The following is a 13,790-nucleotide window of genomic DNA, read 5'->3' as shown; positions in this document are numbered from 1 at the left end:
ATCGCGAATCGCGCCCGCTTGCTCAAACGCAAACCGCCTGCGCGGCGGCGCCCAAAAAGCCAAACCGGCCGCAATGTCCGCCGCGCGGACATTCCAGCCGGCCTCCCCATGCCAACTCAGACTCGGCGCGCTTCCTGCACGCCGGACAACTCCATCATCCGCGACAACACGCGGCTGATGTCCTGCACCTGGCGCACCTCGACCGTCAGCCGCAGCCGGCTGCGCATGTCGCGCGCCAATGTGTTGACGCCTATCAGATTCAGTTTCTCGCGCGACAGCACGTCGGAAATGTCGCGCAGCAGGCCCGGCCTGTCCTGCGAGATCACCTCGATGTCTATCGGGAACACGCTGCTCTTCTGCTCGCCCCACTCCGCCGCGATCAGCCGCTCCGGCACCTCCTGCGACAGCTTTTTCAGCGTCAGGCAGCTGCTGCGGTGTATCGAGATGCCGCGGCCCTTGGTCACGAAGCCCATCACCTGGTCCGGCGGCGCCGGCTTGCAGCACTTGGCCAGCACCGTCATCAGATTGTCGACGCCCTCGATCAACACGCCGCCGGCGTCGTGCCCGCCCTTGCTGGCCTTGACCAGGCTCTCCGGCAGCACCTCCAGCGACGGCGGCGGCGCGAAGCTGGTGATCGCGTTGCTGACGGCGCGGGTGGTCAGCTCGCCGTGGCCCAGCGCGCCGTACACCTCGTCCAGCTTGTCGTAGCCGAGCTTTTCCGCCAGTTGCTGCAGATTGGGCTGGATGTGCGGCCGGCGCGAAAGCTCGCGCTCGAACAGCGCCTTGCCGGTCTCGCGCACGGTGTCGGCGTTCTGCAGCCGGATGTACTGGCGTATCTTGGAGATCGCCCGGTGGCTTTTGACCCAGCCGTCGTGCAGCCAGTTCACCGACGGCCCGCCCTCCTTGGCCACCAGCACCTCCACGCGCTGGCCGTTCTGCAGCGGCGTGGACAAGGGCACGATCTGCCCTTCCACCTTGGCGCCGCGGCAGCGGTTGCCCAGCCCGGAGTGGATGGCGTAGGCGAAGTCTATCGGCGTCGCGCCCTGCGGCAGCGCCAGCACCCGCCCCTGCGGCGTCAAGACATAGATGGTGTCGGCGAACAGCTCGGTCTTGAACGCCTCGGCCAGCCCTTCGCGGTCCGACATCTCCTCGCGCCAGTCCAGCAGTTGGCGCAACCAGGAGATCTTTTCCTCGTAGGCGGCGTCGCCCTTGCCGCCCTCCTTGTAGCGCCAGTGCGCGGCGACGCCGAACTCGGCGTGCTCGTGCATCTCGAAGGTGCGGATCTGCACCTCCAGCGCCTTGTCCTCCGGACCGACCACCGCGGTGTGCAGGCTGCGGTAGTTGTTGGCCTTCGGATGCGAGATGTAGTCGTCGAACTCGCCGCGTATCGGCTGCCACATGCCGTGGATGATGCCGAGCGCCGTGTAGCAGTCCGGCAGCTTGTCCACCAGGATGCGCACCGCGCGGATATCGTAAAGCTCGCTGAAATCGAGCTTTTTCTTCCTCATCTTCTTCCAGATGGAATAGATGTGCTTGGGCCGGCCGGCGACCTCGGCCCTGACGCCGGCGCTTTTCAACTCGCCGCGCAGCACGTCCAGCACCCGTTCGATGTAGTCGATGCGCTCCAGCCTGCGCTCGTCCAGCAGTTTGGCGATCTTCTTGTAGGTGTCCGGCTCGGTATGCCTGAGGCCCAGATCCTCCAGCTCCCACTTGATCTGCCACACGCCCAGCCGGTTGGCCAAGGGCGCGAACAGCTCCAGCGTCTCGCCGGCGATGCGGCGGCGCACCGTCTCGTCGGCCACATTGGCCAGGTAGTGCATGGTCTGGGTGCGCCAGGCCAGCTTGATCAGCACGACGCGGATGTCGGCCACCATCGCCAGCAGCATCTTGCGCATGGTCTCGGCCTGGCGCGCGCAGTCCTCCGGCGTCGCCATCCTGTCGATGCGGGCAAACTCGGTGATGCGGCGCACGCCGCCGACGCCGTCTACCAGCATCGCCACCGTGGGATTGAAATCCTCGGCCAGCCACGGCTGCCAATCGGCGCGATAATCCGGCGCGGCGAACAACAGCGTCGCGACGATGGCGTCCGGCAGCAGATTCAGGTCGGCGACGATGGCGGCCGCGGCGACCGCGTGGCCGAACAGGTCTTCGCCGGTGGCCGGGACGACCTTGCCCGCGTACAGCTCTCGCGCGGCGTCGAAGGCGCGCGCCAGCAGGGCGCCGTCCTCGGCGGGGAAGGCGGCGGACATGTGCTCGAGCCAGCGCGCCGGATCGGCGGCGTCGGCCAGGGTATCGGCAACGGTGCGGACTACGGAAACCATATCTGTCTATCTGGACGGACTCGCCGTCTTAACCACGGCCGGGCGCGCCCGGCCATCGGATGGGCCACACAGGCAGAACAGGCCTGCCCTCTTCAATCGTTCGCCGCCAGCCTCAGCAGCAGGCGGCGCACCGGCGCCGGCACGCCGGCGTCGACCGCCTGATCGATATCCAGCCACCGGCCGTCGGCCTCGGCGACGCCGCCCGCCGTCAAACGGTCGATCCGGACAGGTTGCGGCGTGATGATCAGGCGAAAATGGGTGAATACATGTTCCAGCTCCGGCCAGGCCGGCAGCATGTCGCCATCGCCGCGGCCGTTCAGCCAGTCTTCCATCTCGAGCGTGGTGCCGAACTCCGGCAGCGACAACAGCCCGCCCCAGATGCCGGTCGGCGGCCGGCGCTCGAGCCATACCTTGTCGCCGTGGCGCGCCAACAACATCGCCGTATGCCGCGTCGGCACCGCTTTCTTCGGCCGCGGCGTCGGCAACTCGCCGGTGCGTCCGTCGCGCGCCGCCACGCAGCCGTCCACCATAGGACAGACGGTACAAGCCGGCTTGCCGCGGCTGCACACCGTCGCCCCCAGATCCATCAGGCCCTGCACATAGCGGCCGATGTCGGCGGCGTCGGCCGGCAGGATGTCTTCGGCCAGCGCCCACATCCGCTTCTCCACGGCCTTGTCGCCGGGAAAACCGTCGATGCCGAAGCTGCGCGCCAACACACGTTTGACGTTGCCGTCCAATATCGTTTCGCGCCGGCCGAAGGCGAAGGCGGAAATCGCCGCGGCGGTCGAGCGTCCGACGCCTGGCAAGCGCTCCAGTTGCTCGCGCTCGGCCGGAAACACGCCGCCGAACTCGTCCATCACCATGCGCGCGGCCTTGTGCAGATTGCGCGCGCGGCTGTAGTAACCGAGGCCGCTCCACTGCGCCAGCACGTCGTCGACGGGCGCGGCGGCCAGCGCGGCCACATCGTTGAAACGGGCCAGGAAGCGCGGGTAGTAGTCCAGCACGCTCTTGACCTGGGTCTGCTGCAGCATGATCTCGGACAGCCACACCCGGTACGGGTCCTTCACCTGCCAGGGCAGATCATGGCGACCGTGCCGCCGCTGCCAGGCCACCAGCCGGGTGGCGAAATCGCTGTGCAACATCGCAATCCATCATTGAATCGAACCGGTTATGGTAGCGGAAAGCCGCAGCGTCACCAAGCAGGCGACGGCCAAATACGTTAAAATTAAAGGATTACTTATTTTAGCTTGCCCACTCGAGGTCGTTTCATGTCCAGTTTCCGCTCCCGCCAACGCGCCAGCCAGCGCCGCGATCAAACCAGCCGCGAACGCGCGGCCAACTCTCCGGCAGGCGGAAACCCGAGCGCCCCCGATCGGCAGCCGCAGGACGGCAAGCCGCGCGCGCCGTACTCCGGCCAGCGCCCCGGCCCGGGCAAACCCGACTGGAAGGCCGGCCAGGAGCCGCGCCGCTTCGACAAGCGTCCAGACCAGCGCGGCGAAGGCCAGCGCTTCCAGCGCGACGGCGACAAACCGGCCTGGCAACCACGCCAGGACGACCGCCGCTTCGACAAGCGCCCGGACCAGCGCGGCGAAGGCCAGCGCTTCCAGCGCGACGGCGACAAGCCGGCCTGGCAGCCGCGCCAGGACGACCGCCGCTTCGACAAGCGTCCCGACCAGCGCGGCGAAGGCCAGCGCTTCCAGCGCGACGGCGACAAGCCAGCCTGGCAGCCGCGCCAGGACGACCGCCGCTTCGACAAGCGTCCGGATCAGCGCGGCGAAGGCCAGCGCTTCCAGCGCGACGGCGACAAGCCCGCCTGGCAACCGCGCCAGGATGACCGCCGCTTCGACAAGCGCCAGCCGGATGCCGGCCAGGAACGCCGTTACGACCGCGATCGCGGCCCGTCCAGCCGCAAACCGCTGCCGGACGGCGCCGAGCGCGCTGCCGGCGCCCACCGCGAAGGCGCACCGCAGGACAAGCGCTACAGCCGCGACCGCGGCCCGTCCGGCCGCAAGCCGCTGCATACCGAAGACGCGCCGCCGCGGCCGTTCCAACCGCGCGGCGACGGCGAATCCCGCCGCGACGACAAGCCGCAGCGGCAAGCTCGCGAAGAGCACGCGCCGCGCGACGAAAGCGGTCCGCGCAAACTGTTCGCCAAGCGCGAGGGCGACAAACGCGTCCAGCGCGACGACAAACCGCAATGGCAGCCTCGCGAAGAGCGCGGCCCCCGCGACGACAATCCGCGCAAGAGCTTCGTCAAGCGCGAGGACGGCGAGCGCGACAACCGCTTCCGTCGCGACGACAAACCGCAGTGGCAACCGCGCGAAGAGCGGGCGCCCCGTGACGGCGACGGCCCGCGCAAGACCTTCGCCCGACGCGAGGACGGCGAGCGCGACAACCGTTTCCGCAACGACAACAAACCGCAGTGGCCGGCACGCGACGAGCGGCCGTCCGATGGCGGCGACGCTCCGCGCAAGCTGTTCGCCAAGCGCGGCGACGGCGAACGCGACAGCCGCCACCGCGGCGACAGCCGGCCCGAGCACCACCCGCGCGGCCTGCAGCCGCTGAACGAATCGCACCGAATGGACCAGCCGCGCCGCGGTTTCGAGCAGCGCTCGCACGATGGCGGCCACGGCCATGCGCCGGCCCCTCGCGCCGAAAACGTGATCACACACCGCCAGGACAGCCGCCTGGCGCTGTTCGCCCCCTGCCCGCGCGGCCTAGAACAGGTTTTGGCCGGCGAACTGCTGGCGCTGGGCGCCGGCGACATCGAGGCGACCGACGGCGGCGTGGCCTTCGCCGGTGACGCGCGGCTGATGATGTCGGCCAACCTGCATTGCCGCACCGCCAGCCGCGTGCTGCTGCGACTGGCCCATGGCGACTATCGCGCCGAGCAGGACATCTACCGGCTGGCGATGAGCGTGGACTGGCCGCGCTGGTTCGACGTGTCTCGCACCATCAAGCTGAAGGCCGACGGCATCTCCGCCCGCGTCAAGAGCCTGGACTACATCGCGCTGACGGTGAAGGACGCGATCTGCGACCGCTTCCGCCAGGCCCAGCACGGCCGCCCCAACGTCGACACCCGCCATCCGGACGTCCGCGTCAACGTATTCCTCAGCGCCGACAAGGCGACCATCTATCTGGACACCAGCGGCGAACCGCTGTTCAAGCGCGGCTGGCGCGAGGAAACCGGCGAGGCGCCGCTGCGCGAGAACCTGGCCGCCGGCATCCTGATGCTGGCCGGCTATGACGGCAGCCAGCCGCTGCTGGATCCGATGTGCGGCAGCGGCACCTTCCTGGTGGAGGCCGCCGACATCGCGCTGAACCGCGCGCCGGGCCGTTCCCGCCGCTTCGGCTTCGAGGCGCTGCTGAGCTTCGATTCCGCCGTCTGGGAAAAGCTGCTGCTGGACGCCCGCAAGGCCGAACAGCCGGCATCCTCGCTGTCGATACGCGGTTCGGACCGCGCCCAGGACATGATCAATATGGCCCGCGCCAATCTGGAACGCGCCGGACTGTCGGGCCTGATCGAGCTGGCGGCGGCCGACATAGTCGATACCCGCCCGCATGCCGAGGCCGGCCTGATCATCAGCAACCCGCCGTACGGCGTGCGCCTGGAAGAACAGGACCAGCTGGCCGCCTGGTATCCGGAGCTGGGCGACTGGCTGAAAGCCCATTTCTCCGGCTGGACCGCCTGCCTGTTCAGCGGCGACCTGCGCCTGGGCAAACTGATCCACTTGGCGCCGAAACGCCGCACGCCGCTGTACAACGGCTCGCTGCAATGCCGGCTGTTCGTCATCAATATGGTAGAGGGCAGCGCGCGCAAGCAGAAGGACGCGGCCGGGGACGAAGCCGAATCCGGCGACGAACAATAAGCGCCCGCCGCCAGCATGCCGTCCGGCCTTCCAGCCGGGCGGTATTTTTTTCGTCCATTTTCCGCGAAAACGGTTAATTTTCAGTCGCATCCGCGCTCGCCGCCATTCTGGCGACATGCGATAATCGCGGCCGGAACCACCCTGGCCACGCCCAATATGCAAACCTCCTTCCTGTCCGCCACCATTCTGCTGATCCTGATCACCGATCCGCTCGGCAATATCCCGCTGTTCATCGCCGCGCTGAAACAGGTCAAGCCGGAGCGCCGCCGCCGCGTGGTCTACCGCGAGTGTCTGATCGCCTTCCTGGTGCTGACCATCTTCATGCTGTTCGGCCGCAACTTCCTCGAACTGATGCACCTGACCGACGAGTCGATGCGCATCGCCGGCGGCGTGATCCTGTTCCTGATCGCGATCAAGATGATCTTCCCCGGCGAGGGCAGCGTGTTCGGCGGCGACAAGCTGCACGGCGAGCCGTTCATCGTGCCTATCGCCATCCCGCTGATCGCCGGCCCGTCGGCGATGGCCACCGTGCTCTTGCTATCCACCCGCGAACCGGGCCGGATGCTGGAATGGATGGGCGCGCTGACCATCTGCATGCTGGTCACCACCGTCACCTTCCTGTTCTCCAACCGGCTGCAGAGGCTGCTGGGCGAGCAGGCGATCACCGCGCTCGAACGACTGATGGGTCTGGTGCTGACGGCGATCTCGGTGGAGATGCTGCTCAGCGGCTTCGCCTCCTATCTGAAGCAGCTGCACTGAATCATCGCAGCGGATATCGCGTCAGGGTTATCCCCGATAGGGATATCGACAATGCTCCCGGCTGATCCCAGTTGTTAGCATCGCGTTGAAAATGGACCGAAGAGTCCACACGCCATGCAATCAACGCCAGTCGGGAGAACCATGCAAACCAAGACCCCATTCTTTTCGCGCCTGTACGTTCAGGTGCTGATCGCCATCGCGCTGGGCGTCACGCTCGGCGCCTTCGCGCCGGACTTCGCCGCCAAGATGAAACCGCTGGGCGACGCCTTCATCAAGCTGATCAAGATGATGATCGCGCCCATCATCTTCGCCACCGTCGTCGTCGGCATCGCCAAGATGGGCGATATGAAGGAAGTGGGCCGCGTCGGCGTCAAGGCGCTGTTCTACTTCGAGGCGGTCACCACGCTGGCGCTGGTGATCGGCCTGATCGTCGTCAATCTGCTGCAGCCGGGCGCCGGTCTCAACATCGACCCGCACACGCTGCACTCCAAGGACATCGCCAAGTTCACCGCCGGCGCCAAGGAAATGAACACGGTCGACTTCCTGCTGCACATAATCCCGGACACCGTCGTCGGCGCCTTCGCCAGCGGCGAGATCCTGCAAGTGCTGACCTTCTCGGTGCTGCTGGGTCTGGCGCTGACCCGGATGGGCGACAACGGCAAGACCATCGTCCACATCCTGGACGAGTTCTCCCACGCGCTGTTCGGCGTGATCAACATGCTGATGAAGCTGGCCCCGATCGGCGCCTTCGGCGCGATGGCCTTCACCATAGGCAAGTACGGCATCGGCTCCTTGAAGCAGCTGGGCTTCTTGATGGCCTGCGTCTACCTGACCTGCTTCGCCTTCGTCTTCATCGTGCTGGGAACGATAGCCCGTCTGTCCGGCTTCAGCCTGTGGCGCTTCCTGGTCTACATCAAAGAAGAGATTCTGCTGGTGCTGGGCACCTCGTCGTCGGAATCGGCGCTGCCCGGCATCATGAAGAAGCTGGAAAACCTCGGCTGCTCGAAGCCTGTCGTCGGCATGGTGGTGCCCACCGGCTACTCGTTCAACCTCGACGGCACGTCGATCTATCTGACGATGGCGGCGATCTTCATCGCCCAGGCCACCAATGTCGATCTGTCGCTGGGCGAGGAGCTGGCCATCATAGGCGTGCTGCTGTTGACGTCCAAGGGCGCGGCGGCGGTGACCGGCGGCGGCTTCATCACGCTGGCCGCGACGCTGGCGACGCTGGGCGGCAAGCTGCCGGTGGAGGGCTTGGCGCTGCTGATCGGCATAGACCGCTTCATGTCGGAGGCGCGAGCCATCACCAATCTGATCGGCAACGGCGTCGCCACCGTGGTGATCGCCCGCTGGGAAAAGGCCTTGGACGTCGAGCGGATGCGCCAGGTGCTGGAAGGCACCGAACCGCCGCCCCCGCCCAGGACCCGCCCCGACACCCTGCCGGAGCCGGCGCTGCAGACGCGCTGAGCGGCTACGTTCAAACCAAAATTCAAATACCCCTCCCCGAGGGGTATTTTTCATCCATCATTCCAAGAGGATAAGGCGACCGTTTTCGCCACAGTCCAAGCACGCCGCCTGGCCATGCACGTCGGCATCGCGCTAGAATGCCGACTTGCCGCGCCCGGCTTGGGCGCATTGTTCTTTACTCTGACGCGAGACCGCGACCCCATGCCTGATTCCAATGCTTTCACCTCGACCCTTCTCGACCTTAGCTGCGCCACGCGGCAACGCTTGCGCGACGAGCAACAGGCGCTTTTCGCCATCCTGATCGAGCGGGAACGCGAGTTCGGCTTCAATCCCGACATCGTCGTCGAATATCCGGAGCCGCTGAGCGGGCTGCTGGACGACCCCGTCGCCTATCTGGACGCGCGCATCGGCGCGGCCGAGTCCGCCCGCGGCCGCCCCTTCGCGCGCATCGCCATCCTCACCACCTACGGCGACAAACTCGGCGGCCCGCTCGTCGCCGCCGGCTACCGGGAAGAAACGGTGGACATGCCCGCCGGCCCAGACAACACGCGCAGCTACGCGCGCGAGTTGGCGGAAGACGGCGCAGGCGTCTTCTATCTGGAAGCCGTCAACGAGATGGACGAAAAAATCCAGCCCGGCTTCGTGCTGAAGCTGGATGACGGGGAAGGGAAGCTGCTGGCCGGCATGTCGGGTTCGGTAACGGAACAGGACGGCGAACGCTGCGCCTATATCTCCACCGTGGTCGCACGCGACGACGCGCCGGCCGGCACCGGCGGCTGGGTGGCCGAGGAAATCTGGCGCTACCTGCGCGCGCAGGGCGTGACGCGCGTCAATCTCGGCACCCAGACCGCCGACCGCTTCTACCAGCGCCAGGGCTTCCGCGTCATCCACACCATCGTGCCGCGGCTGCGACACCGGCCGGGCAGCGACGGCAAGCGGGTGTGGCACGATCTGGTGATCATGCGCAAGGATCTGTAGCGCTCCGCCCGCCCCGCGAAACGAAGCCCGGCGCCGCTTTCCGCCCGGTGTGTCATTACGGCATCCGTTCCGATGGCTGTTTTTCGTTGCACTTAGTACGGATTTCTTGCTTTTGTCCTAGCCTCGTCCACGATGAAAACATGAGGAGGGATCGGTCATGAGCGATTTCTGGGTGCAATACGGCGATGAGATGCTGCCGGTGATCGGCGATTTCCCGCGCGCCGGCGACTATCTGCCCAGCTTCATGCTGGTCGACGACCAGAAGCGGGACGCCGCGCTGGAAGGCTTCTCCCATACGCCGAAACTGATCGTCACGCTGCTGTCGGTAGACGAGGACGAGCACGGCGGCCTGTACCTGCTGCGCGAAACCCGGCGCTTCCTGGACCGCTGGCCGCACCTGAAGCTGATCATCATCAGCGTAGACTCGCCGTCGTCGCTGGCGCGCGCCCGCCACGAACACGGCCTGCCCAGCATCGCGCTGCTGTCCACGCTGCGCGGCCGCGACTTCCACAAACGCTATGGCGTGCTGATCACCGAATATCCGCTCAGCGGCTACACCGCTCCGGCGGTGATTCTGGCCGACGCCAGCAATGTGGTGCATTACTCCGAACGGCTGGCCAACACCCGCGACTTCTTCGACTTCGACGCCATCGACGCGCTGCTGAGCGCCGGCGAGCAACAGGCGCTGGAAGCCGAGCGCGAAGCGGCCGAGGCGCGCCAGCAGCAGGACAGCGAGCGCGAACAGGGCACCGAACGGCTGCTGGAGAAAGCGCGGCAGATCGAGCAGGCGCGACAGCAGCAATCGGACAACTGAAAGCCCGCCCGCCGCGCGGACAAAACAAAACCGCCCGTTTCCGGGCGGTTCGTCATTGCCTGCCGATGATGGCGGACGGCCTCAGCCGTTCAGCTCCTTGGCCAGGTACAGCCAGGTCTCCACCACGGTGTCCGGGTTCAGCGACACCGTCTCGATGCCCTCTTCCACCAGCCACTTGGCGAAATCCGGATGGTCGGAAGGACCCTGGCCGCAGATGCCCACATACTTGCCCAGCTTGCGGCAAGCCTGGATGGACATGTGCAGCATCGCCTTCACCGCCTCGTTGCGCTCGTCGAAAGTCGAGGCGATCGGGCCGCCGGAATCGCGGTCCACGCCCAGCGTCAGCTGGGTCATGTCGTTGGAGCCGATCGAGAAGCCGTCGAAGTGCTGCAGGAATTTCTCCGCCAGCACCGCATTGGTCGGCAGCTCGCACATCATGATCAGGCGCAGGCCGTTGTCGCCGCGCTTCAGGCCGTTTTCGGCCAGAATCTCGACCACCTTCTCGGCCTCGGCCAAGGTGCGGACGAAGGGGATCATCACTTCGACATTGGTCAGGCCCATCACGTCGCGGACCTTCTTGATCGCGCGGCATTCCAGCTCGAAGCAGTCGCGGAACGACTCGGCCACGTAGCGGGCGGCGCCGCGGAAACCGATCATCGGGTTCTCTTCGTGCGGCTCGTACAGCTGGCCGCCGATCAGGTTGGCGTACTCGTTGGACTTGAAGTCCGACATCCGCACGATGACCTTCTTCGGATAGAACGCCGCCGCCAGCGTGGACACGCCCTCGGCGATCTTGTCGACGTAGAAGTCCACCGGGCTCGCGTACCCGGCGATGCGGTCTGCGATGGTTTCCTTCAGTTCCGGATTCAGCTTGTCGAACTCAAGCAGCGCCTTCGGATGGATGCCGATCTGGCGGTTGATGACGAACTCCATCCGCGCCAGGCCGACGCCCTCGTTCGGCAGCTGGGCGAAATCGAAGGCCAGTTCCGGGTTGCCGACGTTCATCATGATCTTGACCGGCGCCTTCGGCATCTTGTCCAGTTCCAGATCGATGATTTCCACGTCCAGCAGGCCGTCGTAGATATTGCCGGTATCGCCCTCGGCGCAGGACACGGTGACCTGCATGCCTTCCTTCAGCACGCGGGTGGCGTCGCCGCAACCGACCACGGCCGGAATGCCGAGCTCGCGCGCGATGATGGCCGCGTGGCAGGTGCGGCCGCCGCGGTTGGTCACGATGGCGGCGGCGCGCTTCATCACCGGTTCCCAGTCCGGGTCGGTCATATCGGTCACCAGCACGTCGCCCGGCTTGACGCGGTCCATCTCGGACGCGTCCCGAATCGTGCGCACCACGCCCTGGCCGATCTTCTGGCCGATCGCGCGGCCTTCGCACAGGATCTCGGACTTGCTGTTCAGACGGTAGCGGCGCAGCGTGTCCTTGCGGTCTTCCTGCGACTTAACGGTTTCCGGACGCGCCTGCAGAATGTACAGCTTGCCGTCCACGCCGTCGCGGCCCCACTCGATGTCCATCGGGCGGCCGTAGTGCTTCTCGATGATCAGCGCGTACTCGGCCAGCTCGGCGATCTCGGCGTCGCTGATCGAGAAAGCCTTGCTCAGCGCCGGCTCCACGTCGACGGTCTTGACCGAGCGACCGGCCTGCGACGCGTCGGTGAACTCCATCTTGATCAGCTTGGAGCCCATGGTCTTGCGCAGGATGGCCGGACGGCCGGCCTTCAGCGTCGGCTTGTGCACATAGAATTCGTCCGGGTTCACCGCGCCCTGCACCACGGTCTCGCCGAGGCCGTAGGAGGCGGTGATGAAGACCACGTCCTCGAAACCGGATTCGGTGTCTATGGTGAACATCACGCCGGCCGCGCCCATGTCGGAACGCACCATGCGCTGGACGCCGGCGGACAAGGCCACCACGTCGTGGGCGAAGCCCTTGTGCACGCGGTAGGAGATCGCGCGGTCGTTGTACAGGGAGGCGAATACGTGCTTCATCGCGTCCTTGACGTTGTCGAGGCCGCGGATGTTCAGGAAGGTTTCTTGCTGGCCTGCGAACGAGGCGTCGGGGAGGTCTTCAGCGGTGGCGGAAGAGCGGACGGCCACCGAGATGTCGGCGCCGCCGGCATCGGCCACCATCTGGTCCCAGGCCTCCTTGATGTCGGCATCCAGCTTGGCAGGGAACGGGGTATCGATGATCCACTGGCGGATTTCCTTGCCGACGCGCGCCAGCTCGCTGACGTCGTCGATATCCAGCTTGGCCAGCGCGGCGCTGATCCTGTCCGCCAGGCCGTTGTGCTGAAGGAAATCGCGGTAGGCTTGTGCCGTCGTGGCGAAACCGCCCGGCACTCGCACGCCGGAACCGGCCAATTGACTGATCATTTCGCCGAGGGAAGCGTTCTTGCCGCCTACCTCTTCCACGTCGGTCATGCGCAGTTTCTCGAACCAGATGACGTAGTTCTCTGCCATCACTTCACTTCCTGTGTTGGGATTGGGACGATGGGCCGCATTCTAGCCGAATTACGTGCCAATTGCGTAGCAACTTTTGCAGTGCACAAGATTTTTTGCGACAGCGCCCCGCTCAAGCCCAATGCAATCAAATAGTTGATTTCAAAAACAACAGACTATTTATGACAAAGTCATGTAATGTTGTGATTACATGAAAGTAAATCCCGTCATCGCCCGGTATCGGCGTCGACCGGCCCGGTATACACTTTGACGGAATCGAATTCACTTGCGCAAGGTGCTACATGTCCCACCGCCGTTCCGCCTTCTTCATCTCCGACCGCACCGGCATCACCGCCGAGTCGCTGGGCCACACATTGCTGACCCAGTTCGACACGCTGGACTTCATTCGCGAGACCGTCCCCTTCGTCGATACCGTGGACAAGGCGCGCACGCTGGCGCAGCGCATCCGGGAAACCGCCGAGCGCGACCACCTGCGCCCGCTGGTGTTCACCAGCATCGTCAATCCGGAAGTCCGCGAGGCGCTGCGGCTGGACGACGTGGTGCTGATAGACTTCTTCGAGACCTTCATCGGCCGGCTGGAGGACGAGATCGGCCAGAAGGCCTCGCTGACGGTGGGCAAGGCGCACGGCATGGTCAACGAGGAGAAGTACGACCACCGCATCGAGGCGGTCAACTTCTCGCTGAACCACGACGACGGCGTCAAGCTGAAAGACCTGGACGAGGCCGACGTCATCCTGGTCGGCGTGTCCCGCTCCGGCAAGACGCCGACCTGCCTGTATCTGGCGCTGCAATACGGCATCCGCGCCGCCAACTATCCGCTGACGCCGGAAGACCTCGGCAGCCCGACGCTGCCGAAGATACTGCTGCCGTTCAAGGACAAGATGTTCGGCCTGACCATCGATCCGGCGCGGCTGCACAATATCCGCTCCGAGCGCCGCCCAGACTCCAAGTACGCCAGCATGGACAACTGCCGGCGCGAGGTCAACGAAGCGGAATCGATGTTCCGCCACCACGGCGTGCCCTTCATCAGCACCACCCACAAGTCGATCGAAGAGATCGCCTCCACCATCATGCACAAGGCGTCGCTGGGCAGGAAGTTCTGACCGCTGGGCG

Annotated in this window: 9 protein-coding genes; 6 read left to right on the top strand and 3 right to left on the bottom strand. The window is 65.8% G+C overall.

Going from position 1 to position 13,790, the window contains the following annotated elements:
• Positions 1-116 precede the first annotated feature (116 nt).
• Positions 117-2,321 (bottom strand): bifunctional (p)ppGpp synthetase/guanosine-3',5'-bis(diphosphate) 3'-pyrophosphohydrolase, encoded by a 2,205-nt coding sequence (locus CXB49_RS02905; RefSeq protein WP_101707006.1) that lies wholly within the window; start codon positions 2,319-2,321, stop codon positions 117-119.
• Between the two features lie 92 nt (positions 2,322-2,413).
• Positions 2,414-3,460 (bottom strand): A/G-specific adenine glycosylase, encoded by a 1,047-nt coding sequence (mutY, locus tag CXB49_RS02900; RefSeq protein ID WP_101710578.1) that lies wholly within the window; start codon positions 3,458-3,460, stop codon positions 2,414-2,416.
• 129 nt (positions 3,461-3,589) lie between these two features.
• Here mutY and CXB49_RS24400 point away from each other — a divergent pair, with 129 nt between their 5' ends.
• The 5 genes from CXB49_RS24400 (at position 3,590) to CXB49_RS02875 (ending at position 10,208) form a co-directional block, all read left to right on the top strand.
• Positions 3,590-6,190, top strand: coding sequence for a THUMP domain-containing protein (locus CXB49_RS24400; RefSeq protein WP_101707005.1), 2,601 nt, complete (start codon positions 3,590-3,592; stop codon positions 6,188-6,190).
• A gap of 156 nt (positions 6,191-6,346) precedes the next feature.
• Positions 6,347-6,949 (top strand): MarC family protein, encoded by a 603-nt coding sequence (locus tag CXB49_RS02890; RefSeq protein ID WP_101707004.1) that lies wholly within the window; start codon positions 6,347-6,349, stop codon positions 6,947-6,949.
• Positions 6,950-7,090: 141 nt separating this feature from the next.
• Positions 7,091-8,416: a dicarboxylate/amino acid:cation symporter gene (locus CXB49_RS02885; RefSeq protein WP_101707003.1), complete on the top strand. Its 1,326-nt coding sequence runs from the start codon at positions 7,091-7,093 to the stop codon at positions 8,414-8,416.
• A gap of 201 nt (positions 8,417-8,617) precedes the next feature.
• The gene (locus CXB49_RS02880; protein WP_199406768.1) at positions 8,618-9,394 is read left to right on the top strand and encodes a hypothetical protein; all 777 of its coding nucleotides are present in this window, start codon (positions 8,618-8,620) and stop codon (positions 9,392-9,394) included.
• Between the two features lie 157 nt (positions 9,395-9,551).
• Positions 9,552-10,208 carry a thiol peroxidase gene (locus CXB49_RS02875; protein ID WP_101707001.1) on the top strand — a complete coding sequence of 219 codons (657 nt, stop codon included), beginning with the start codon at positions 9,552-9,554 and terminating at the stop codon, positions 10,206-10,208.
• 81 nt (positions 10,209-10,289) lie between these two features.
• Here CXB49_RS02875 and ppsA read toward each other — a convergent pair whose 3' ends face one another.
• Positions 10,290-12,677 (bottom strand): phosphoenolpyruvate synthase, encoded by a 2,388-nt coding sequence (gene ppsA, locus CXB49_RS02870; RefSeq protein ID WP_101707000.1) that lies wholly within the window; start codon positions 12,675-12,677, stop codon positions 10,290-10,292.
• Positions 12,678-12,958: 281 nt separating this feature from the next.
• Here ppsA and CXB49_RS02865 point away from each other — a divergent pair, with 281 nt between their 5' ends.
• On the top strand, positions 12,959-13,780 hold the full coding sequence (locus CXB49_RS02865) for a pyruvate, water dikinase regulatory protein (RefSeq protein WP_101706999.1): 822 nt from the start codon (positions 12,959-12,961) through the stop codon (positions 13,778-13,780).
• The last annotated feature ends 10 nt before the right edge of the window (positions 13,781-13,790 follow it).

This window comes from Chromobacterium sp. ATCC 53434 (assembly GCF_002848345.1).
Taxonomy (GTDB): Bacteria; Pseudomonadota; Gammaproteobacteria; order Burkholderiales; family Chromobacteriaceae; genus Chromobacterium.
Note: the sequence above shows the minus strand (reverse complement) of the source record. Positions and strands in the feature narration are given on the sequence as shown.